This window comes from Streptomyces sp. NPDC055815 (genome assembly GCF_053616475.1).
The window spans coordinates 1-22,672 of record NZ_JBSHDU010000113.1 but is presented as its reverse complement, the minus strand read 5'-3'; the positions used below and the strand labels follow the sequence as shown (position 1 = coordinate 22,672).

22 protein-coding genes and 1 rRNA gene are annotated in these 22,672 nt (G+C 71.0%); 15 read left to right on the top strand and 8 right to left on the bottom strand.

From position 1 onward, the window contains the following. The first annotated feature begins 581 nt into the window (after positions 1-581). From pstS to pstB, 4 genes are all read left to right on the top strand, one after another. Positions 582-1,724, top strand: coding sequence for a phosphate ABC transporter substrate-binding protein PstS (gene pstS / locus ACWGN5_RS38990; RefSeq protein WP_453523154.1), 1,143 nt, complete (start codon positions 582-584; stop codon positions 1,722-1,724). 114 nt (positions 1,725-1,838) lie between these two features. After that, the gene (pstC, locus tag ACWGN5_RS38985) at positions 1,839-2,813 is read left to right on the top strand and encodes a phosphate ABC transporter permease subunit PstC (protein ID WP_453523153.1); all 975 of its coding nucleotides are present in this window, start codon (positions 1,839-1,841) and stop codon (positions 2,811-2,813) included. Beyond that, entirely contained in the window at positions 2,810-3,886 is a 1,077-nt protein-coding gene (pstA, locus tag ACWGN5_RS38980) for a phosphate ABC transporter permease PstA (protein ID WP_453523152.1), read from the top strand. The genes pstC and pstA overlap by 4 nt, the downstream gene beginning before the upstream one ends. 51 nt (positions 3,887-3,937) lie before the next feature. Then, positions 3,938-4,714: a phosphate ABC transporter ATP-binding protein PstB gene (gene pstB, locus ACWGN5_RS38975; RefSeq protein WP_093874921.1), complete on the top strand. Its 777-nt coding sequence runs from the start codon at positions 3,938-3,940 to the stop codon at positions 4,712-4,714. Between the two features lie 138 nt (positions 4,715-4,852). Here pstB and ACWGN5_RS38970 read toward each other — a convergent pair whose 3' ends face one another. Continuing rightward, on the bottom strand, positions 4,853-5,851 hold the full coding sequence (locus ACWGN5_RS38970) for an anion permease (protein WP_453523151.1): 999 nt from the start codon (positions 5,849-5,851) through the stop codon (positions 4,853-4,855). 5 nt (positions 5,852-5,856) lie between these two features. Beyond that, positions 5,857-6,477, bottom strand: a complete 621-nt coding sequence (locus ACWGN5_RS38965; protein WP_116159771.1) for a DUF47 domain-containing protein — start codon at positions 6,475-6,477, stop codon at positions 5,857-5,859. Positions 6,478-6,669: 192 nt separating this feature from the next. On the opposite strand from ACWGN5_RS38965, the gene ACWGN5_RS38960 reads away from it, so the two are divergent. Continuing rightward, entirely contained in the window at positions 6,670-7,032 is a 363-nt protein-coding gene (locus tag ACWGN5_RS38960; protein ID WP_369145526.1) for a metal-sensitive transcriptional regulator, read from the top strand. A gap of 294 nt (positions 7,033-7,326) precedes the next feature. Here the strand turns inward: ACWGN5_RS38960 and ACWGN5_RS38955 are convergent, their stop codons facing one another. From ACWGN5_RS38955 to ACWGN5_RS38940, 4 genes are all read right to left on the bottom strand, one after another. Next, positions 7,327-7,518 carry a hypothetical protein gene (locus tag ACWGN5_RS38955; protein ID WP_453523150.1) on the bottom strand — a complete coding sequence of 64 codons (192 nt, stop codon included), beginning with the start codon at positions 7,516-7,518 and terminating at the stop codon, positions 7,327-7,329. Between the two features lie 118 nt (positions 7,519-7,636). After that, complete coding sequence (locus tag ACWGN5_RS38950; RefSeq protein ID WP_453523149.1) at positions 7,637-8,479, bottom strand: hypothetical protein; 843 nt, start codon at positions 8,477-8,479, stop codon at positions 7,637-7,639. A gap of 281 nt (positions 8,480-8,760) precedes the next feature. Continuing rightward, on the bottom strand, positions 8,761-9,483 hold the full coding sequence (locus tag ACWGN5_RS38945) for a phosphatase PAP2 family protein (protein ID WP_453523148.1): 723 nt from the start codon (positions 9,481-9,483) through the stop codon (positions 8,761-8,763). 222 nt (positions 9,484-9,705) lie between these two features. Beyond that, positions 9,706-10,731 carry a C40 family peptidase gene (locus ACWGN5_RS38940; protein ID WP_453523156.1) on the bottom strand — a complete coding sequence of 342 codons (1,026 nt, stop codon included), beginning with the start codon at positions 10,729-10,731 and terminating at the stop codon, positions 9,706-9,708. 318 nt (positions 10,732-11,049) lie between these two features. Between ACWGN5_RS38940 and ACWGN5_RS38935 the strand changes: the two genes are divergently transcribed. The 6 genes from ACWGN5_RS38935 (at position 11,050) to ACWGN5_RS38910 (ending at position 18,188) form a co-directional block, all read left to right on the top strand. Continuing rightward, positions 11,050-11,358: a hypothetical protein gene (locus ACWGN5_RS38935; protein ID WP_024757447.1), complete on the top strand. Its 309-nt coding sequence runs from the start codon at positions 11,050-11,052 to the stop codon at positions 11,356-11,358. Between the two features lie 99 nt (positions 11,359-11,457). Further along, positions 11,458-12,294, top strand: coding sequence for a hypothetical protein (locus tag ACWGN5_RS38930; protein WP_453523147.1), 837 nt, complete (start codon positions 11,458-11,460; stop codon positions 12,292-12,294). Next, positions 12,284-13,606 (top strand): hypothetical protein, encoded by a 1,323-nt coding sequence (locus tag ACWGN5_RS38925; protein WP_453523146.1) that lies wholly within the window; start codon positions 12,284-12,286, stop codon positions 13,604-13,606. The genes ACWGN5_RS38930 and ACWGN5_RS38925 overlap by 11 nt, the downstream gene beginning before the upstream one ends. After that, complete coding sequence (locus tag ACWGN5_RS38920; protein ID WP_453523145.1) at positions 13,603-15,156, top strand: SCO6880 family protein; 1,554 nt, start codon at positions 13,603-13,605, stop codon at positions 15,154-15,156. Before ACWGN5_RS38925 ends, ACWGN5_RS38920 begins: the two co-directional genes overlap by 4 nt. Before the next feature lie 20 nt (positions 15,157-15,176). Further along, positions 15,177-16,571, top strand: coding sequence for an ATP-binding protein (locus ACWGN5_RS38915; RefSeq protein ID WP_453523144.1), 1,395 nt, complete (start codon positions 15,177-15,179; stop codon positions 16,569-16,571). Continuing rightward, the gene (locus ACWGN5_RS38910) at positions 16,572-18,188 is read left to right on the top strand and encodes a type IV secretory system conjugative DNA transfer family protein (RefSeq protein WP_453523143.1); all 1,617 of its coding nucleotides are present in this window, start codon (positions 16,572-16,574) and stop codon (positions 18,186-18,188) included. A gap of 57 nt (positions 18,189-18,245) precedes the next feature. Here ACWGN5_RS38910 and ACWGN5_RS38905 read toward each other — a convergent pair whose 3' ends face one another. Beyond that, positions 18,246-18,833, bottom strand: a complete 588-nt coding sequence (locus ACWGN5_RS38905) for a GNAT family N-acetyltransferase (protein WP_453523142.1) — start codon at positions 18,831-18,833, stop codon at positions 18,246-18,248. A 150-nt stretch (positions 18,834-18,983) separates the two neighbouring features. Between ACWGN5_RS38905 and ACWGN5_RS38900 the strand changes: the two genes are divergently transcribed. The 4 genes from ACWGN5_RS38900 to ACWGN5_RS38885 are packed head-to-tail and all read left to right on the top strand — an operon-like array spanning position 18,984 to position 22,507. Next, positions 18,984-19,886, top strand: a complete 903-nt coding sequence (locus ACWGN5_RS38900; protein WP_453523141.1) for an ABC transporter ATP-binding protein — start codon at positions 18,984-18,986, stop codon at positions 19,884-19,886. Next, on the top strand, positions 19,883-20,662 hold the full coding sequence (locus tag ACWGN5_RS38895) for an ABC transporter permease (protein ID WP_453523140.1): 780 nt from the start codon (positions 19,883-19,885) through the stop codon (positions 20,660-20,662). Before ACWGN5_RS38900 ends, ACWGN5_RS38895 begins: the two co-directional genes overlap by 4 nt. 52 nt (positions 20,663-20,714) lie before the next feature. Next, a complete protein-coding gene (locus tag ACWGN5_RS38890) occupies positions 20,715-21,842 on the top strand; it encodes a sensor histidine kinase (protein WP_453523155.1) in 1,128 nt (375 codons plus the stop codon). Then, positions 21,839-22,507 carry a response regulator gene (locus tag ACWGN5_RS38885; protein ID WP_453523139.1) on the top strand — a complete coding sequence of 223 codons (669 nt, stop codon included), beginning with the start codon at positions 21,839-21,841 and terminating at the stop codon, positions 22,505-22,507. The genes ACWGN5_RS38890 and ACWGN5_RS38885 overlap by 4 nt, the downstream gene beginning before the upstream one ends. 77 nt (positions 22,508-22,584) lie before the next feature. Here the strand turns inward: ACWGN5_RS38885 and rrf are convergent. After that, positions 22,585-22,672: ribosomal RNA gene (gene rrf, locus ACWGN5_RS38880) — 5S ribosomal RNA — on the bottom strand; the annotation flags it as partial.

Below are 22,672 nucleotides of genomic sequence, written 5' to 3'. Positions count from 1 at the left end.
AACCCCGCGACCGCACCCTCCTGGACGAAGCCCTCACAAAATCCCACCACTGAATCCCCCCGTTGTGGGCGCGCTTCCGCCCGTTGTGGGCCCGCGCCCCGCCCGTGTGGGCAATCGTCCCGCTGGGGCGGGACGGGTGGGCACACGGGACGGCGCCCTCTCGTGGCGCCTCCGCGTTCCGCGCCTGGACCCGCACCCCGAGCGTGCCGTCACCGTGGGTGCGGGTTCAGGCTCGGGAGCCTCTGGCGCCGGCAGGGGCGCCGTTCCGTTGTGCCCACCCGTTCCGCCCCAGCGGAACGATTGCCCACAACGGGCGCGGTGCGGGCCCGCAACGCCGCGGGCCCCCGACGGCGGGCCCGCCCCCGCCGCCCGCCGCCCAAGGCGCCCGCACCCGGGCTTCCGGCACGGTTCACTTCCCGTTCACCCTCCCCCGCAGACCGCTTCACCTGTTCTGCCTAATTTCGGCCGTACACGGTGCACGGAGCACAACGACGCACCGACCAACCGACACACGCCGCCGTAGAACGGTCAGGACACATACGGTCCGCGACAAGGCGGCTTCTGGAAGGAAACACCCGAAAGTGAAGCTTTCGCGTAAGAACGGGCTTCGCGCCTCCGCGATCGGTGCCCTCGTCGTCTCCGGTGCGCTCGTCCTCTCGGCGTGTGGCTCGGACAACAACACGGACACCCCGACCAAGGACGGCGGCACCAAGACCTCCGCCGCCGCGTCGAACATCGCGTGCGACGGCGCGAAGGGCCAGCTCCTGGCCGCCGGCTCCAGCGCGCAGAAGAACGCGATGGACCTGTGGGTCAAGAACTTCCAGGCCGCGTGCTCCGGCGTCGAGGTCAACTACCAGGCCATCGGCTCCGGCGGCGGCATCACCAAGTTCAACCAGGGCCAGGTGACCTTCGCCGGCTCCGACTCCGCCCTCAAGGACGAAGAGGTCGCCGAGTCGCAGAAGATCTGCAAGGGCGGCAAGGGCGTCAACCTGCCCATGGTCGGCGGCCCGATCGCCATCGGCTATAAGCTGGACGGTGTGGACAACCTGGTCCTGGACGCCCCCACGCTGGCCAAGATCTTCGACACGAAGATCACCAAGTGGAACGACCCGGCCATCGCCAAGCTGAACCCGGGCGCCAAGCTCCCCGACACCACGATCCAGGCCTTCCACCGCTCCGACGAGTCGGGCACCACGCAGAACCTGGGCAAGTACCTCTCGGCCACCGCGAAGGCCGACTGGAAGTACGACCCGAAGACGAAGTCGTGGCCCGCCCCGGGTGGCCAGGCCGCCAACGGCTCCTCCGGTGTCGCCACCGCGGTCAAGGACGCCGAAGGCTCCATCGGCTACTTCGAGCTCTCCTACGCGACGGCGAACAAGATCTCCACGGTCAGCATCAACACCGGCGCCTCCGCCCCGGTCGCCGCGACCACCGAGAACGCCTCGAAGGCCATCGCCGCCGCCAAGGTCAAGGGCACCGGCAGCGACCTGGCCCTCTCCCTCGACTACACCACCAAGGCCGAGGGTGCCTACCCGCTGACCCTGGTCACGTACGAGATCGCCTGCGACAAGGGCAACAAGGCGGAGACCCTGCCGACCCTGAAGGCGTTCCTCACCTACACCGCCAGCGAGGAGGGCCAGAAGGTCCTCTCCGACGCCGGCTACGCCCCGCTCCCGGCCGAGATCGCGGCCAAGGTCCGCGCGATCGTCCCCACCCTGTCCTGATCCCCGGCCGGGCCCGGCCCCTCACCTCCCGTGGAGGGGCCGGCCCCGGCATCCGGTGCACCGCCGCCAGGGACCCGTACAGCAGTACAGGCCCCGCAGACCGGAGAAGCAGAGATGGCTACCACCACACCTGACATACAGAGGAGCCGGCGCGCCAAGAGCGCGACCCGCCCCGGGGACCGCATCTTCAGCGGCCTGTCCCGAGGCTCCGGCATCACCCTCCTCGTGATCATGGCCGCGATCGCGGTCTTCCTCACCTACCGTGCCGTCCTCGCCATCTCGGAGGACAGCACGAACTTCTTCACCACCTTCGAGTGGAACCCGGCGAACAACCCGCCGGTCTTCGGCATCGCCGTCCTCGCCTTCGGCACCCTCGTCTCCTCGGTCATCGCGATGCTCATCGCCGTGCCCGTCGCGATCGGGATCGCCCTCTTCATCTCGCACTACGCCCCGCGCAAGCTGGCCAAGCCGCTCGCGTACGTCGTCGACCTGCTCGCCGCCGTGCCCAGCATCATCTACGGCCTCTGGGGCGCGATCTTGCTCGTCCCGTACCTGGACGGCCTCAACAAGTGGCTCGACGAGTACCTGGGCTGGACGTACATCTTCGACAAGGCCAGCGACGGCGTCGCCCGCAACCTCTTCACCGTGGGCATCCTGCTGGCGATCATGATCCTTCCGATCATCACCAACGTGACCCGCGAGGTCTTCCTCCAGGTCCCGAAGATGCACGAGGAAGCCGCGCTCGCCCTCGGCGCGACGCGCTGGGAGGTCATCCGCATGTCGGTGCTGCCCTTCGGCCGCTCCGGCATCATCTCCGCCTCCATGCTGGGCCTCGGCCGCGCACTCGGCGAGACGATGGCCGTCGCCGTCGTCCTCTCCCCCAGCTTCGTCCTCTCGGGCCACCTGCTCGACCCGGGCGGCGGCACCTTCGCGCAGAACATCGCCGCCAAGTTCAACGAGGCCAACGAGTTCGGCCGTGACGCCCTGATCGCCTCCGGCCTCGTCCTCTTCGTCATCACCCTGCTGGTCAACGGCGCCGCCCGCTGGATCATCGGCCGCCGCAAGGAGTACTCGGGGGCAGCGGCATGAGCCACGCCATACAGGACCGTCCCGTCGCGGCCGCCCCGCGCCGCGCACCCCTCTCGCACGCCCGGCTCCCGCGCTGGACCCCGGCCGCCATCGCCGTCGGCTCGATCGCCGGAGGCATCGGCATCGGCCTCGGCGCCGGCTGGCACAGCAAGGTCCAGTGGGGCCTGATCGCCGCGCTGCTCTTCGTCCTCGTCACCTTCGCCGTGACCACCAAGGTCGAAGGCCGCCGCCAGGCCAAGGACCGCGTCGCCACCAGCCTCGTCTGGGTGTGCTTCATCCTCGCCGTGATCCCGCTGCTCTCCCTCGCCTGGGTCACGATCAGCAAGGGCATGGACGCACTCAGCCCGTACTTCCTGACCCACTCGATGAACGGCGTCCTCGACGCCGAAGAGGGCGGCGGCGTCTACCACGCGCTGCTCGGCACCATCGAGCAGGTCGGCATCGCGACCGTGATCGCCGCGCCGATCGGCCTCCTGACCGCCGTCTACCTCGTCGAGTACGGCGGCGGCGGCAAGCTCGCCAAGGCGGTCACCTTCTTCGTCGACGTCATGACGGGCATCCCGTCGATCGTCGCCGGCCTCTTCATCCTCGCCACCTGGAACCTGATCCTGGGCTTCGGTCCCTCCGGTTTCGCCGGCGCGATGGCCCTCGCCATCCTGATGATGCCGGTCGTGGTCCGCTCCACCGAGGAGATGCTCAAGCTCGTCCCGAACGAGCTCCGCGAGGCCTCCCTCGCCCTCGGCATCCCCAAGTGGCGCACGATCCTGAAGGTGGTCCTGCCCACCGCGATCGGCGGCATCACCACGGGCGTCATGCTCGCGGTCGCCCGCATCACCGGTGAGACGGCCCCGGTCCTGCTCCTCGTGTTCGGTACGAAGCTCATCAACCCGAACCCCTTCGAAGGCGCCCAGTCCTCCCTGCCGCTCTACGTGTACGAGCAGTACGCGGTCGGCACCGACGCCGCCGTGGCCCGCGCCTGGGCCGCCGCGCTCGTCCTGATCGCCTTCGTCATGATCCTCAACCTGGTGGCCCGCGGCATCGCCCGCTGGAAGGCCCCGAAGACCGGCCGCTAAGCATCTGACATGCGGCTAACGCCGCGTGGCGGCACTAAGGAAGTGATTCACATGGCCAAGCGAATCGACGTCAGCGGCCTCTCCGCCTACTACGGCGCCCACAAGGCGATCGACGACATCTCGATGACCGTCGAGCCCCGCTCCGTGACGGCCTTCATCGGCCCGTCCGGCTGCGGCAAGTCCACCTTCCTGCGCACCCTGAACCGCATGCACGAGGTCACCCCCGGTGGCCGCGTCGAGGGCAAGGTGATGCTGGACGACGAGAACCTGTACGGAACGAACGTCGACCCCGTCGCCGTGCGCCGCACCGTCGGCATGGTCTTCCAGCGCCCGAACCCCTTCCCCACCATGTCGATCTTCGACAACGTGGCGGCGGGCCTGCGCCTCAACGGCAACTACAAGAAGTCGCAGCTTGCCGACATCGTCGAGCGGTCCCTCAAGGGCGCCAACCTCTGGAACGAGGTCAAGGACCGCCTGAACAAGCCGGGCTCCGGCCTCTCCGGCGGCCAGCAGCAGCGTCTGTGCATCGCCCGCGCGATCGCCGTCGAGCCCGACGTCCTCCTCATGGACGAGCCCTGCTCCGCCCTCGACCCGATCTCCACCCTCGCCATCGAGGACCTGATCGGCGAGCTGAAGGAGCGCTTCACGATCGTCATCGTGACGCACAACATGCAGCAGGCCGCCCGCGTCTCGGACCGTACGGCCTTCTTCAACCTGGCGGCCGTCGGCCAGCCGGGCAAGCTGATCGAGCTGGACGACACCGAGCGCATCTTCTCCAACCCGAGCGTCCAGGCGACCGAGGACTACATCTCCGGCCGCTTCGGATAAAGCCGTCCTACGGTGCTGCATGGCGGTGCCACCGTAAGACGAAGGGCCCGGCTCCCCCACAGGGGAGCCGGGCCCACACTCTTTTCCCGGCCGAGCGTCAGCAAGACCGGCTTAAGCAACGCCGGTTGCCGCCGTCCGTCAGCCGAAGATCAGCTTGATCACGTAGTAACTCAGCGCGGCGACGATTCCCGCGGCCGGCATCGTGATGAACCAGCCCAGGACGATGTTCTTGGCGACACCCCACCGGACCGCGTTGACCCGCTTCGTCGCGCCGACGCCCATGATCGCGGAGGTGATGACGTGCGTCGTCGAGATCGGCGCCTTGAAGACGAACGCCGTCAGGAACATGATCGACGCGCCGGTCGTCTCCGCCGCGAAGCCCTGCGGCGGGTCCAGCTCGATGATCTTGCGACCGAGGGTCCGCATGATCCGCCAGCCGCCCGCGTACGTACCGAGCGAGAGCATCACGGCGCAGGCGATCTTCACCCACACCGGGATCGGCGCGTCCGCGCTCTGCACGTCACCGATGACCAGGGCCATCACCACGATGCCCATGGTCTTCTGAGCGTCCTGGAGGCCGTGGCCGAGCGCCATGCCGGCCGCCGAGACGGTCTGCGCGATACGGAAGCCGCGCTTGGCCTTGTGCGGGTTCGCCTTGCGGAACATCCACAGGATCGCGGTCATCACCAGGTAACCGGCGATGAGGCCGACGATCGGCGAGAGGAACATCGGGATGACGATCTTCTCCAGGACACCCGACCAGATGACCTGCGTGCCACCCGCGAGCGCCGCGCCCACCATGCCGCCGAACAGGGCGTGCGAGGAGGACGAGGGAAGACCGAAGTACCAGGTGACCAGGTTCCAGACGATCGCACCGAGCAGCGCGGCGAAGAGGATGCCCATCCCCGAGTTGCCCGTCGGGGTCTCGATCAGACCCTTGCTGACGGTGTGCGCGACGCCACTGCCGAGGAAGGCACCGGCGAGGTTCATGACCGCCGCCATGGCGAGCGCCGCCCGGGGGGTCAGCGCCCGGGTCGACACCGAGGTGGCGATGGCGTTGGCGGAATCGTGGAAGCCGTTCGTATACGTGAAGCCGAGCGCGACACCGATGGTCACGATCAGAGCGAAGGTGTCCACGAAGCTCAGGACTCCTTGACCGCGATGGTCTCCACGGTGTTGGCCACGTGCTCGAAGGCGTCGGCCGCCTCTTCCAGCACATCCACGACCTGCTTGAGCTTCAGCACCTCGATGGCGTCGTACTTGCCGTTGAAGAGGTGGGCGAGCAGCTTGCGGTGGATCTGGTCCGCCTGGTTCTCGAGCCGGTTGACCTCGATCCAGTACTCGGTGAGGTTGGCCATCGTCCGCAGGTTCGGCATGGCCTCGGCGGTCAGCTCCGCCGCCCGGGCCAGGACCTCGATCTGCTGCTCGACACCCTTGGGGAGCTCTTCGATGTTGTAGAGGACGACCAGGTCGACGGCCTCTTCCATGAAGTCCATGATGTCGTCGAGGGACGAAGCGAGGGAGTAGATGTCCTCGCGGTCGAACGGCGTGATGAAGGAGGAGTTCAGCTGGTGGAAGATCGCGTGGGTGGCGTCGTCACCGGCGTGCTCCGCTGCCCGCATCCGCTCCGCGATCTCGGCCCGGGCGGAAGGCTCCGCTCCGAGCAGTTCCATCAGGAGCTTCGAGCCCGTGACGATGTTGTCCGCGGACGCGGCGAACATGTCGTAGAAGCTCGTCTCCCTGGGGGTCAGACGAAATCGCACGTGAGGTCCTCGGGGTGCTGGGTTTCGGTCAGGCTGATGCTAGGCGCATCATCCGGCCACGGCTAACCGGCGTCTCTCAGTGTCGCCCATCAGGCACAGTGAACTGCACGGGCCCCCGCCCGGATCGGCGGGGATCGGTACCATATACCCACGAGGGGTATACACCCCCTTATTGGACAACGGGAGGACGCCATGACGACCACCGAGGCGGACCAGGTCACCCCCGAGGCCGTCGAGACCGTCGAGGCCGTCGAGGCGGCCGACCACGGGCACGGCGTGCACGGCTACCACAAGCAGAAGGACGAGCACCTCAAGCGGCTCCGCCGGATCGAGGGCCAGATCCGGGGTCTGCAGCGGATGGTCGACGAGGACGTCTACTGCATCGACATACTCACGCAGGTCTCCGCCTCGACGAAGGCGCTCCAGTCCTTCGCCCTCCAGCTCCTGGAGGAGCACCTGCGCCACTGCGTCGCGGACGCGGCGGCCACCGGCTCGGGCATCGACGAAAAGGTCGAGGAAGCCACCAAGGCCATCGCCCGCATGCTGCGCACCTGACGGAGGGGGCGGGGCGGGCCGAGCACGCGGCCCGCCCGCGAAGGCGCCGGCGTGGGCCCGCCCGCGAGCGACCCCACGGCGCCTGACCCCACGGCGTCCGGCCCCACGGCGTCCGGCCCCACGGCACCCGGCCCTCGGCGCCCGGCCCTCGGCGCCCGGCCCCACCGCGCTCGGCCCACGGCACCCGGCCCTCGGCGCACCCGGCCCCACCGCACCCGGCCCACCGCACCCGGCCCCACCGCGCCCGGCCCACCGCACCCGGCCCACGGCGCCCTGCCCTACCCGGCCCGGCCCTCAGGCGTCCGGCCCGGACGAGGCCCTTTCCGCCGCCACCCGCAGCACCTCGTCGATCCGGTCGGCGCTGAGGCGTTCCCCGTCCGCGGCCGATGCCGCGATGATCAGCTCGCCGCACAGCTCGATCTCGGCGAGGGCGACGCAGTCCGGGTCTGCGGGCACGGTTGCTGTACCGGGCGGGGCCACGCGCATCCACCTCTTCCTGCCGGCGTCGGTCTCCCAGCGGTCTCCCAGCGTAGGGACGGGGCCACGCACCGCGCATGACACGTCCGGACCATTTGCCGATGGTCCGCGCCGCCACCGGGCCGGGTCAGGCCTTGATCTTCCCGGCGTAGATGTCCCGGCGGTCCGGGAGCGTCACCTCGACGGGAACCCCGAAGCCGTACAGCAGGGTCGTCGAGGCGACCGCGACCGTCCGGCCCTGGTTGCTGAAGCTGAACTGGTGGCGGACCTTCCGCAGCCGCCCCTCCGCGTCGAGGTACGCGTCGAACGGCACGGTGTCCTTGGCGAACCCTTTCGCCGCCGCGGCGAGCGCCCCGCGCAGCTGCGGCGAGGCGGCCCGCGCGGCGCGGGCGATGTCGGCGACCCCCCGGTAGTGGCCGACTTTCACCCCTGCCAGCTCGACCTCGCCGAGGTACGTGACCTCCTGGGCGCCCCGCAGCAGCTCGGCCGCGGCGGCCGGATCGGTGGCGCCGCCGGTGACGAGGTTGCCGTCGTCGAGGGTGGTCGTGTCGACCCGTACCCACTTGTCGGCGGGGACGCCCGCGCCCCGGTTCTTCATGTACAGCGCGCCGGGGGTGAGGAGCTCGGTGATCGGCCGGTGCTCGCTCGCCCCGGCCGGGTCCTTCGGCAGCAGCACCTGGAGGCGCCCGGTGCGGCGCCGGAAGTCGTAGCCGCCCTCGCCCCGGATGGTGACCCGGGTCCCGCCGGTGGCCATCTCCATGGAGGTGCTCGCCTTGGAGGTGCCGGCCTTCGCGAGGGCGTCGGCGGCGTTCCGTACGGTGAGGGCGGGGTCGCCCGCCGGCTTCGGGTCGTCGGGGGCGGCGCAGCCGGCAAGCGCGGCCGTCCCGACGAGCGAGCCGAACAGGACGGCGGTGACGGTGACCGCCCCGCGACCGAGACCGTGCGCACGCCCGTACCGCTGCACCACCATCGCCGCCAACCCCCAACGCCTCACCGCTGTTTGCCCGGGACCCGCCCTGCCCCGGGCCCGCGGGCCGGGGGACACCCGATCCGCATAACGACGGTCGGGGCGTGCCGTCACGCGCAGTACCGTGGTGGGGTGCAGGCGCAGGCATCCCCCCACACCACGACGACGACGGAGCGCGGCTCGTTCGCGCTGGCACGGTGCAGCTGTGGCTGGATCGGCCCGGCCCGCAGATCCCGCGACAAGGCCCGTTCGGACGCCGCGGAGCACCTCCGTACGAGCGGGTCCTAGGCGGCCAGGTCGTTCTGGCCGGTACCGGTGGCGGGGCCGCCGAGCCGGGGCTCGGGGATGCCGACGGCCTCGGGGTGGCGCGCCGTGTCGGCGCGGCGGGAGCGGACGAGCCGGCCGCCGCGGCCGGAGCGGGCGACGGCGGAGACGACGGGCGTGAGCAGGGCGAGCGCGACGGGCGCCAGGAGCAGCGCCACGGCGGTGCCGAGGGCGAAGCCGCCGATCACGTCGGTCGGGTAGTGGACGCCCATGTAGACGCGGGCGAAGCCCTCGGCGAGGGCGAGGCCGATGGCGGCGAGACCGAACCTGCGGTGGGCGACGAAGAGGCCGACGCCGAGGGCCATCGCGAGGGTGGCGTGGTCGCTGACGAAGGAGAAGTCGGTCTTCCCGTCGATGAGGACCTCAAGCCCCTCGTGGTCCTTGAAGGGTCTGGGACGCTCGACGAATCCCCGAATGGGAATGTTGACGAGAAGGGCGATGCCGGCGGCCAGCGGGGCCCAGACGAGGCCGGCGACGGCCGAGACGGAGTCGCCGAGGGTGCCGCGCCGGCGGACGCTCCACCAGCACCAGAGCACGACGAGGACCATCGCGAGCACGATCCCGTACTCGCCGACGAACTCCATGACGCGGTCGAACCACGGCGGAGCGGCCTTGGCCAGTCCGTTGATGTCGTAGAGCAGGCCGACATCGGGGTTCGAGCCGTCCGATGCGAGTCCAGCCATCTGCTGCGGCCCCTTGCTCTCGTGTCTGGTTTCCAACCCCCGTGGTCAGAGCGGTCGGATCAGGGAACGAACCGCCTGAGGCGCACGTTCCGCTCTCTCCGGTGGATCACGCCGACGTTATCGAAGAGTGACGGTTCACCGCAGCTCAGGGCCTGTGCATGACGGAGAGTTCCAGCCATGCCCGATAAGCCCGAAGGCGACCCGACGGCCCGTCTCCTGCCGCTACGCCTGCGGCAGATGGGTGGGCAGCGCCGCCGCGCCCTCCTTGGTGACCCGGGTGGCACCGAAGTAGTCGGGGGTGTCGATCCGGTCGAAGCGGATCACCGCGCCGGTGCGCGGGGCGTCGATCATGTAGCCGCCGCCGACGTAGATGCCGACGTGCCGGATGGCCCGCGAGTTGGTCAGGTCGTCCGAGAAGAACACGAGGTCGCCCGGGAGCAATTCGTTCCGGCTGGGGTGCGGTCCGGCGTTGTACTGGTCGTTGGCGACGCGCGGCAGCTGCACGCCGACGCTGTCGTACGCGGCCTGGGTGAGCCCGGAGCAGTCGAACCGCCCGCCCTCCGCGGCCGTGCCCGTACCGCCCCAGAGGTACGGGGTGCCCAGCTTCTGCTGGGCGTAGTGGATGGCGGCCGCGGCCTGCTGCGAGGGCGCGACACGGCCCACCGGCCGGGCGAAGCTCTTCTCCAGGGACCGGATGATGCGGACGTAGTTCTGCGTCTCGCTGATGGGCGGCACTCCGCCGTGCTTGATCACCCGGTACGCGCCCGCGTTGTACGCGGCCAGCATGTTGTTCGCCGGGTCGCCGGGCACGTCCTTCACGTATCCGGCGAGCTCGCAGTCGTACGAGGCGGCGGACGGAATGGCGTCCTGCGGGTCCCAGATGTCCCGGTCGCCGTCCCCGTCGCCGTCGATGCCGTGACCGGCCCAGGTGCCGGGGATGAACTGGGCGATGCCGCGGGCATCGGCCGGGGAGATCGCCCGCGGGTTCCAGCCGCTCTCCTGGTAGAGCTGGGCGGCGAGCAGGGCCGGGTTGATGGCGGGGCAGAGATTCCCCCACCGCTGCACGAGCCCCTGGTAGAGCGCGGGCACGGCCCCCTTGGCGAGCCCGACGGCCCCACCCTTGCCGGACGTGCCGCCGGCGATCCCGGCGGCCGCGGAGTACGTACCGATGACGAGCAGCGCGACAAAGCCGAGGCAGGCGCCCAGCGCCCCCCCGCCCACCAGCCACGCCTTGCCGGCCCTACGCACCGTCAACCACCCCTCGGCTCATGGCAGTACGCCAGGGCCGCCAGTCTAGGTGTCGCCCGACGCCGCCCCAAGAGTGCAACAACGACAATCATTGCCCGGAGTCACTCTCCGTGATACACAGAGTGACCATACGCTTCTTCGCATGGAAACCGGCCATACCGCCGCAGGTCAAGACGGTCAGATCGGTCAAGTGTGCGGGGATCGGGTAAAGAGAGCCGTCAAGCCGTCACACGTGAGCGGTTTCATCAGCGAAGATAGGGCGATGACCCATGCCGTCCGGCAGGGGGAACCAAGTACCCAACAGGGGCGGTGAGTTACATGTACCTGGCGGCCGAGAAGGGCGACATCACCACCATCATCGGTGGAATCGCCCCGAACTGGGGACCTTTCGGGAGCCTGGGCAACGAGGCCAAGGTGATGATCGAGGTCGTGATGGCCGTGGCCATCCTGCTCTGCCTCGGCATCGCCATCTGGGGAGCGGCCAAGCAGCGCATCGGCGCGACCGCCCTCCGCGACACGTTCAGCGCGGAACAGGGCAAGGGCCTGATCGTCGCCGGTCTGACCGGCGTCTTCATCATCGGATCGCTGGGGACGCTGTTCACCATCGTGTACGGGATGGCCGTCTGATCTCCCGTCGGACCCGACCCTCCTGAGAATGCGTTCCCTGATGCCCAGTCATGTTGAAGCACGGCCGTACCCGCGAACGAGTGAGGGGGCGTACCCGGCATGAGCCCCGGCGACGAGCACGACAGCTTCGGCGGCGTGGGCGGCTCGGGCCAGACCCGGACCCGCCTGCCCGAGGGCAACAGCGGCGACGTCTACGGCGGCGCCCGCCGCCCCGTCCGCAGCTCCCGATCCCTCATCACGGTCGTGGGCGTGGTGGTGCTCCTCGTCGCCGCCATCGCCTTCGCCAACCGCGGCGAGGGCGAACCGGCCGCCACGAACGGCGCCCGCGCCGGCACCCCGGGCAGGACGGCCCCCACCGCCGCGACCGGCGTCCGCCCGGTCACCGGCAAGAACGGCCAGATCCCCACGGGCTACGCCCACGACGACCAGGGCGCCCAGAGCGCGGCGACGAACTACGCGGTGGCGCTGGGGTCGATCGACATGTTCCAGGCCGGTCCCCGGGAGCAGATCGTCCGCACCATCCACGACCCCGCGATCGCGGACGACCTCGTGAAGCGGCTGGACGCCTCGTACACGGCCGACTTCCTGGCGAGCATCGGGCTCGACGCGAACGGCGCCGCGCCCTCCGGCCTGACCTTCGTGTCCCGGACCATCCCGGTCGGCACCAAGGTCCGCGACTACACGGACACGTCCGCGACCGTCGAGGTCTGGTGCACCGGCCTGGTCGGCCTCGCCGGCCCCGGCTCGACCAAGCCCGTCACGTCCACCTGGTTCACCATCACGGAGAAGCTCAAGTGGGTCGGGGGCGACTGGCGCGTGGAGTCCTCCACGCAGAACGAGGGCCCCACCCCGGTCAACGGGGACAACCGCGCCTCCACGGCCGACGAGATCGCCACGGCCGTCGAGGGATACGGAGGGTTCACCTATGCCCGCTAGCCGAAGCCTGGCGGGTCGCGCGACGGCCGCACTCGCCGTCGCCTTCCTCAGCGCACCGCTCCTGCTCGCCTCCAACGCCCAGGCGGCACCCACACCGCCCCCGGCGACGCCCACGCCCTCACCGAGCAGCAGCGACAACCCCTGCGCGCTCATCGTGGGGCAGGCCCGCGAGTACTGCGAGAAGGGACAGGCCGGCGGCGGAGCCGACAAGGCTCCCGTCGCCGACCCCACCGCCCTCGACCCCCTCTCCTCCCTCGCCCGCGGCTTCGCCGACGCCGCCGTCGCGACCATCGACTACCTCTCCAAGGCCGTCAAAGACACCGCCGACGTCGACTTCACCAACCTGGAGTTCCTCGGCCGGTACGCGATCGTCTTCGCCGCCGCCACCTTCCTCACCCTCCTCCTCTGGCTCCTCGCCGTCGCCAAGCGGGCCGTCCGCGGCGTCCCCCTCACCACGGCCCTCTCCGAGGCCATCGGCTTCCTCTGGCTGACGGTCCTCGCCTCCGCGTTCACGCCGCTGATCCTCTACACCGTCGTCAACGCCACCGACGCCATCACCGAGGTCATCGCCTCCGGCACCGGCCAGCAGACCGACATCTTCTTCGGCAGCTTCAAGCAGGCCCTCCAGAAGGGCGACAGCATCGGCGGCGGCCCCATCATGCTGATCATCGTGTCCCTGGTGACCGTGATCGCCGCCGGCGTGCTCTACCTGGAGCTGTTCCTCCGCGCCGTCCTGCTGTACGTCGGCGCACTCCTCGGCGTCGTCGTCTACTCCGGTCTCGTCGACAAGAACATGTGGAGCCACGTCCGCCGCTGGGCCGGCATCATGATCGCGATCATCCTGGTCAAGCCGATCATCGTGATCGTCCTCGGCCTGGCCGGCGCCCTCTCCTCCGGCACCGGCCCCGACTCGGTCTCCGCCGTCGTGTCCGGCCTCTCGATCATCCTGCTCGCGATCTTCGCCTCCGCGATGATCTACCGCTTCGTCCCCGGCTTCGGCGACGAGATCGCCGCCTCCCGCAACAACCGCCTCCACCGCGCCGGAGAGAACGCGGCCGCCGCCGTCATCTCCTCCCCCGCCTCCCTCGTCTCGCAGGGCATCAAGACCCACAGCACCCGCGACAGCGGAGGCGGAGGCTCCCAGGGCTCCGCCCCCCGCCCCGCCAACGCCGTCTCCGGCGGCATGGCCGCCCACAGCAGCCGCGGCGGAGGCGGCGGCACCGGCGGCTCGACGCCCCCGCCCCGTAGCAGCAGTCCCACCGCGGGTACCCCGCACAGCAACCGCAAGAACTCTGGAGGTGCAGGGCGTTGACGACCCAGTCCCAGCCGGTCGCGCCCCGCCGCACGTATCTCGTCGGCCGCGCCCGGCCGAACGCGATCATCGGCAAGAACCGCGAGACCGGCGAGATCGCCCTGATCATCGTCGGCGCCTTCCTCGGCATGATGAGCGGACTCCTCGTCCCCGCCCTCCCCCTGCGGATCGCGCTCCTCGCGGGCCTGCCCATGCTCGCGATCGCCGCCGTGTACCTCCCGTACAAGGGCCGCACCTTCTACAAGTGGTTCGAGATCAACCGCAGCTACAAGCGGATGCTCAAGCGCGGCACCGCCTACCGCTCCGGCACCGTCGAGGCCGGCACCCGCCTCGACGGCCGCGAGGTCGAGGTCGGCCCGCCCCCCGGCATCGGCCGCGTCGGCTGGCTCGCCGCCCCCTTCGGCCCGGACGAGATCGCCGTCCTCCTGCACGCCGACCGCCGCACCGTCACCGCCGCCATCGAGATCGAGGGCCCCGGCGTCGGCCTGCGCGACAGCGAGGACCAGGAGGCCCTCGTCGACCGCTTCGGCACCCTCCTCAAGCACGTCGCCAACGGCGACGGCTTCGTCACCCGCCTCCAGATGCTCGCCCGCACCCTCCCCGCCGACCCCGACGCCCACGCCAAGGACGTCGGCCAGCGCGGCGACCCGCACGCGCCCGCGTGGCTCCAGGAGTCGTACGACCAGCTCCAGTCGATGGTCTCCACCTCCAGCGAGCAGCACCGCGCCTACCTCGTCGCCTGCATGCACTACACCCGCGAGCTCGCCGCCGAGGCCAACGCCATGGCCCGCGCCGCCCGGCACGCCTCCGGCGCCCGCAAGCTCGACCGCGACGCCGGCCTCGCCGTCGTCATGGCCCGCGAGCTCACCGACATCTGCGCCCGCCTCGCCGAGGCCGACATCCGCGTCCGCCAGCCCCTCGGCCAGTCCCGCCTCGCGTCCCTCGTGCACTCCATGTACGACCCGGACCACCCCATCGACCACATCCAGGCCATGACGAAACGAAACGCTTGGCCCGCCGAACTCGACGCCATGGAGCCGACGTACCTCCAGGCCAAGACCCGCGAGTCCTCCACCCGCGCCCCCTGGTGCCACGCCACCGCCTGGGTGAAGGAGTGGCCGATGACCCCGGTCGGCGTCAACTTCCTCGCCCCGCTCCTCGTCCACACCCCCGACGTCATCCGCACGGTCGCCGTCACCATGGACCTGGAGCCCACCGAGGTCGCCATCGAGCGCATGCTCACCGAGAAGACCAACGACGAGGCCGACGCCAGCCGCGCCGCCAAGATGAACCGCACGGTCGACCCGCGCGACATCGCCGCCCACGGCCGGCTCGACCAGCGGGGTGAAGATCTCGCCAGCGGCGCGGCAGGAGTGAACCTCGTCGGGTACATCACGGTGTCGTCGCGTTCGCCCGAGGCCCTCGCCCGGGACAAGCGCACGATCAGGGCCTCCGCCGGCAAGTCGTATCTGAAGCTGGAGTGGTGCGACCGCGAGCACCACCGGGCCTTTGTGAACACCTTGCCGTTCGCGACCGGCATCCGCCGCTAGGGCCGAAGGGGCACAGACCCATGCGAGATCCGCTGTCCGTCCTCACCGAAGCCTTCACCGCCTTCCTCTTCGGCAAGGTGGAGACGACCCGCCTGCCCGTCCGCACCTCCACCGGGCAGGCCCAGGCCGTCTACCTGCCGACCGCCGCGCCCGGCCTCGGCGACTCCGGCGTCATCATCGGCCGCGAGGTCTACAGCGGCAAGGGCTACATCTACGACCCCTTCCAGCTGTACGGGCAGCAGCTCCCCGCCCCGCACTGGCTGGTCCTCGGCGAGTCCGGCAACGGCAAGTCGGCGCTCGAGAAGACGTACGTGCTCCGCCAGCTCCGCTTCCGCGACCGGCAGGTCGTCGTCCTCGACGCCCAGGGCGAGGACGGCGTCGGCGAATGGAACCTCATCGCCCAGGAGCTGGGGATAACTCCCATCCGCCTGGACCCGATGGTCGCCAACGACGCCGGGATCCGCCTCAACCCCCTGGACCCGTCGATCACCACGACGGGCCAGCTGGCCCTGCTCCGCACCATCATCGAGGTGGCGATGGGCCACGGCCTCGACGAGCGCTCCGGCTTCGCGCTCAAGGTCGCCCACGCGTACGTCACCGAGCACACCACCGACCGGCAGCCGATCCTCACCGACATCGTGGAGCGGCTCCGCCACCCCGAGGCGGAATCCGCCGAGTCGATGAACGTCGACATAGACGATGTACGGGCCTGGGGCCTGGACGTCGCCCTCGTCCTCGACCGCCTCGTCGACGGTGACCTGCGCGGCATGTTCGACGGCCCGACCACGGTCGGCATCGACCTCGACGCCCCGCTCATCGTCTTCGACCTGTCCCACATCGACCGCAACTCCATCGCCATGCCCATCCTCATGGCGATCGTCGGCGTCTGGCTGGAACACACCTGGATCCGCCCCGACCGGAAGAAGCGCATCTTCCTGGTCGAGGAGGCCTGGCACATCATCAACAGCCCCTTCGTGGCCCAGCTGTTCCAGCGGCTGCTGAAGTTCGGCCGCCGCCTCGGCCTGAGCTTCGTCGCCGTCGTCCACCACCTCAGCGACGTCGTCGACGGCGCCGCGGCGAAGGAAGCGGCGGCGATCCTCAAGATGGCCTCCACCCGGACCATCTACGCCCAGAAAGCCGACGAGGCACGCAACACCGGCCGGGTCCTCGGCCTGCCCCGCTGGGCGGTCGAGATCATCCCGACCCTCACCCCCGGCATCGCGGTCTGGGACGTCAACGGCAACGTGCAGGTGGTCAAACACCTCATCACCGAGAAGGAACGCCCGCTCGTCTACACCGACCGCGCCATGACGGAGTCCTCCGTCACCGACCCCGACCTCGAATGGGAGACGGAACAGCGGGCGATCCTCGTCGAGCAGCAGATGAACGGCACTTCGCAGTCGACGGTGGCGTAGATGGAACCCGCGCGGAAGGCAGGCGGAGGGATCTCCGACGGGCTGCTCCTCAGCCTGTTCGCCCTCCTCCTCTGCCTCACGGTCCTGGTGTGGACGGCGACGGGCCTCGCCGGCCTGTTCTCCCACGGCGCCTGGCCGCAGGGGGTCGCCTTCACGGGCACCCCGTCGGCCATGCGCGCCCTGGCGACGGCCCCGACGGACCTCCCGGCCGCCTGGCCGGCCACCCCGCCGACCCAGCTCTCCGGGTACGGCCTCTTCTGGGGCCTGCTGATCGGCGAGGCGATGATCCTGATGGTCCTCGCGATCTTCGTCCTCGGCACGGTCACCCGCTGGCGCGCGGTCCGCGCGAACCGAAGGGCGGGCGCGTACGCCAGGCCTCGCACCGGGAAGGACACGGAGGAACCGGAGGACGGGGACGTACGGAGGGACACGGGGGTACGGAGAGACGCGGGCGTACGGAGGGACACGGAAGTACCGGAGGACTCGGGCGTACGGAGAGACGCGGGCGTACGGAGGGCCGCCGAGGTCCGTAAGGATCCCGAGCGCGGCCCGAAGGACCCCGACGTCCAGGAAGAGCCCGCCGCTCCCCCGGCCCCCCGCCGCCCCTCGGAGGAGCACGCACCGGCCCCCGTACCGGCCCCGGCGCCCTCCCCCACCCCCATAGCCACCCCCCGCACGCTCTACGGCCCTCCTGAGGCCCGCCGCCCGGCCGCCGTGCAGGCCGTCCTGGACGCCGAGGGCCCCGTCCTCGTCGTCACCTCCGACCCCGACGTCTGGTCCTCCACCAAGGACGCCCGCGGCAAACTCGGCCCGGTCCTCGTCCACGACCCCGGCCACCTCTGCGACACCCCCGCCCGGCTCCACTGGTCACCGTCCGAGGGCTGCGAGGACCCGGCGGTGGCGCAGGAACGGGCGATCGCCCTGCTCGCCCCCGTGCGCCCGCACTCCCGCCTCGACGCGGCCACCGCCGACACCGCGGAGACGCTGCTGCGCTGCTGGCTGCACGCCGCCGCCGTCGACGGCCGCCCCTTCCGGCAGGTCCACCGCTGGGCGCAGGGAGCCGGCGCCCACGAGCCCGTACGGATCCTCCGCAGCCACCCGAAGGCCGCCTCGGGCCTGGCGGGCCTCCTGGAGTCGGCGCTCACCGCCCACCCCGAAAGCCGCCGCCTGGCACAGGAACTGACGGCCCGTGCGCTCGCGGCCATGTCGACGATCCACATCAGGGAGACATGCGTACCGAATCGAACTGATTCGCTGGCGCTCGCATCTTTCCTGGCCGAACAGGGCACGCTCTACCTGGTGGGCGAGGCGATCGAGGATCCCCGCACCCACCCCGGCGCGATGCCGCTCCTGACGGCGCTCGCCGCAAGCGTGGTCGAGCACGGCCGCCGCATGGCCGCACGGTCATCCGACGGTCGGCTCGACCCACCACTGACCCTCGTCCTCGACGACGTCGCCGCGGTGGCCCCGCTCCCCCAGCTCCCGGACCTCCTCGCGACGGGCCACACCCAGGGCCTCCCGACCCTGGCCCTGATGCGCTCCGAGGAGCAGGCGAAAACACGCTGGCCCGTTATGGGCAATCGTTCCGCCGGGGCGATGGGGGTCCCCCCTGCTTGAGCGAAGCCGAGAGCTTGGGGGAGGGTGGGCACGACGGAACGGCGCCGCTAGCCGCGCCTAGGCTCCCGCGCCTGAACCCGCACCCACCGAGGGCCGCACGAACTCGTACTCCAGCTCCTGCGCCGTGTCGGACCCGGGCACCGCGACCTGCTCGCCCGTCGCGACGAACCCGAAGCGCCGGTAGAAGGCGGCGGCCCGCGCGTTCTCCTCGTGGACGTACAGCCGGACCCGCGCGATCACGGGCTCCGGCAGCGTCCACGACCACTCCACCCCCGCCCGGAACAGCGCGTCGATCGCCCCCGTCCCCCGCGCCTCGGGACGCACGTACACACCCACGATGTGCGTCTGGTCGACCTTCGCCGCCTCACCGAAGCGCACCTCGTCCGACGGCCGCTCCACGAGCAGCGTGATCGTGCCCGCCCAGCTGCCGTCCGGGGCCTCGGCGACGAACTGCCGCACCTTCCCGTCGCCGGTCTCGGACCCGCCCTCCGCACGCTCGATCCAGAACGCGTCGGGCCGCTCGACGGCGTCCGCGTACGTGTCGAGGAACGCCAGGTGCGCGACCGGGTCCTGAAGGGCGGCCAGCCGGATCTCGCGGGTCTTCTCCCACTCGTCGGCGCGGATGGTGCGTATCGAATAGTCCATGCCGCCGATCCTGACGAGCCCCGCACCCCCGTGACAAGGCCTTTTCCCCGAGACCATGGCCACCCCGTCGTACCCCGGTACCACCCCCGCCCCCGCACGCCCGCCCCAGGTCCGACGCCCGGCCCCCGCCCGCTCCCTAGCGTCGAGGACATGATCCGAGCAGAGAACCTCACCAAGCGGTACGGGGACACCACCGTCGTCCAGGACCTCAGCTTCACCGTCCGCCCCGGCTCCGTCACCGGCTTCCTCGGCCCCAACGGCGCCGGGAAGTCCACCACCCTCCGCATGATCCTCGGCCTCGACGCCCCCACCCGCGGCCACGCCACCGTCGACGGCCGCCCCTATGCCGACCACCGCGCCCCGCTCACCCACGTCGGCGCCCTCCTGGAAGCCCGCGCGGTGCACCCAGGCCGCTCGGCCCACCACCACCTCATGGCGCTGGCCCACACGCACGGCATCCCACGCGCCCGCGTGGAGCGGGTTCTCGCCCTGGCGGGCCTCACCCACGTCGCCCACAAGCGCGTCAAGGGCTTCTCCCTGGGCATGGGCCAGCGCCTCGGCATCGCCGCCGCGCTCCTCGGCGACCCGGGCACCGTCGTCCTCGACGAACCGGTCAACGGCCTCGACCCGGAGGGCGTCCTCTGGATCCGCACCCTCCTCAAGAACCTGGCGGCCGAGGGCCGTACCGTCCTCGTCTCCTCCCACCTCATGAGCGAGATGGCGCTCACCGCCGACCACCTGATCGTCATCGGCAAGGGCCGGCTCCTCGCGGACACCACGGTCGACGCACTCGTCCGGACCTCCGGCGGCGCGAGCGTCAAGGTCGTCACCCCGGAGGCGGACCGCCTCCGCACCCTCCTCCCCGGCGCCCGGATCACCACGGAGGCCCCGGACACCCTCCTCGTCACCGGCCTGGAAGCGCCCGAGATCGGCCGCGCCGCCGCGGCCCACGCCGTCCCCCTCCACGAACTCACCCCGCAGGCCCCGTCCCTGGAGCAGGCGTTCATGGACCTCACCCGCGACTCCGTCGAATACCAGGGAGCCCCCGCATGACCAGCACCCCGTCCCTCACTCACGCGCGCGTGCTCCGCTCGGAGTGGCACAAGCTGTGGACGGTCCGCTCCACCTGGATCACCGTCCTCACCTCCGCCGCGCTCCTCCTCGGCGTCGGCATCCTCATGGGCGCCACGTACACCTCCGACGGCGGCGACTCCGACGTCGACACCGTCGTCCTCACCCTGTACGGCTCCCAGCTCGGCGGCATCGCCCTCGCCGTCCTCGGCATCCTCGTCACCGCCGGCGAGTACGCGACGGGCATGATCCGCGCCACCCTGACAGCAGTCCCCCGCCGCCTCCCGGTCCTCTGGTCGAAGGCAGCGGTCTACACGACCACGGTCTTCGCCGTCTCCTTCCTCACCGCCCTGCTGACCTTCCTCACCGCCCAGGTCTTCCTCTCCGACACCGACCAGGCCGCCTCCCTCACCGACGACGGCGTCCTCGCCGCCCTCGCGGGCAACGCCGCCGGCGTCACCCTCCTCGGCCTGATCGCCCTCGGCCTCGGCGCCGCCCTCCGCTCGGTGCCGGGCGCGATCGGCGCCTTCGTCGGCGGGGCCCTGATCGTCCCGGAGATCCTCGGGATGCTCCCGTACGAGGCGATGGACACGGTCGTCCGGTACTTCCCCACGCAGGCGGCCGGCGCCCTCGGCTCCGCGACCCCGCTCCCCGGCGCGGCCTCGCCCGGCGCGGCCCTCCTGGCCCTGCTCCTGTGGGCGGCCTCGGCGCTCGCCGTCCCCGCGCTGCTGCTCAAGCGCCGCGACGTACAGGGATGATGACGGAGTGACGACGGACACGACGGGCCCGAGCCGGTACGCCCGACACCTCATGGCCCGCGCCCGGGCCTTCGACGCGGCACGCCCCTGGGTCTGGGACTCCACGCTCACCACCGTGTGGACGGTCGCGGCGCTCGTGGACGCGGCGGACGGCTGGCGGAACACGGCCCGGGACCCGTCCGTCCCCGGCTGGCTCGTCGTCACCGTGACCCTGGCGCTCGCCGTCCCCCTCTACTGGCGCCGCAGCCACCCCATGGCAGCGCTGGCGGTGATGGCCGGCGCGGCCCTCGTCAGCGACGCGTCGGGGGCCTTCCTCCAGGCCTCGTACCTCCAGATGCTCCCCGTCTACCACCTGGCCCTCAGCCGCCCGCCGCGCGCGCTCCTGTGGTCCCTGGCCCTGATCGCCCCGCCCCTGGTCGCCGGCGCCGTCCGTTTCCAGTCGGAGTCCTGGGACCAGCGCGTCGTCCCCAGCCTGTGGGCGTATCTGCTGGTCGCGCTCCTCGGCATCGCGGTCCGCTCCCGCAGGGACGACCGCGCGCACGAGGTCCGCCTCGCCGCCACCGCCGAACGGGCCCGGATCGCCCGGGAGATGCACGACATCATCGGCCACAACCTGTCCGTCATCACCGGCCTGGCGGACGGCGGCCGGTACGCGGCGGCGAAGAACCCGGAGCGGGCCGCCCAGGCCCTCGACGCCATCGGCACGACGAGCCGCCAGGCCCTCGCCGAGCTCCGCCGCCTCCTGAGCGTCCTGCACGAGGACGAGGAGACGGCGGCCCGCGCGCCCCAGCCGACCCTGACGGACCTGGAACCCCTCATCGAGGGCGTGAGAAAAGCGGGCCTGCCGATCCGGGCCGACCTTCCCGCCAGCAGCCCCACCCTCGCGGCGGGCGCCCAACTGACGGTCTACCGGGTCCTCCAGGAGGCCCTGACGAACACCCTGAAGCACGCCGGCACCGGCGCGGAGGCCACCGTCCGCCTCTCGTACGACCGAGAGGCCGTGGAACTCCTGGTCACCGACACGGGCACGGCGTCCCCACTGCCCGGCCGGGGCCACGGTCTCGCAGGAATGCGCGAGCGCGCGGCCCGCTACGACGGCACACTCGAGACCGGCCCGCTGCCGACCGGCGACGGCTGGCGCGTACGGCTCCGACTTCCCCTGGAGGACTCCCCCTCGTGACGACCGTTCTCATCGCGGACGACCAGCCGATGCAGCGCTTCGGCTTCCGCATGCTGCTCGAAAGCCAGGACGACATGACGGTCGTCGGCGAGGCGTCGAACGGCACCGAGGCGATCCGCCTGGTCGACCGGTACCACCCCGACGTCGTCCTGATGGACATCCGGATGCCCGGCCTGGACGGCATCGAGGCCACGCGCCGCATCGTCGCGGCGGGCGCCCGCACCCGGATCCTGATCGTCACGACCTTCGACCTCGACGAGTACGCGTACGACGGCCTGCGCGCCGGCGCGAGCGGCTTCCTGGTGAAGGACGCCCAGCCGGAGGAACTCCTCGCGGGCATCCGTGCGGTGGCCGCCGGCGACGCGGTCGTCGCCCCGAGCCTGACCCGCCGCCTCCTGGACGCGTACATCCACCACCTCCCGCCGACGACGACCCCCCAGGCCCCGGAGGAAGACCCCCGCCTCGCCCCTCTCACGGACCGGGAACGCGAAATCCTCACGGTCATCGGCAAGGGCTGGAGCAACACGGAAATCGCGGAACGCCTCCACCTGGCGGAATCCACGGTCAAGACCCACGTGGGCCGCATCCTCGCCAAAACCGGCACCAGGGACCGAGTCCAAGCAGTGATCCTGGCCTACGACACCCAACTGGTCACCCCGGCCTGAGCCCCGCGCCGGCCTGAATGGCCCCGGAACGCAGAAAAGCCCCGCACCATGAGGTGCGGGGCTTTCCCACAATGATTGTTCGGCGGCGTCCTACTCTCCCACAGGGTCCCCCCTGCAGTACCATCGGCGCTGAAAGGCTTAGCTTCCGGGTTCGGAATGTAACCG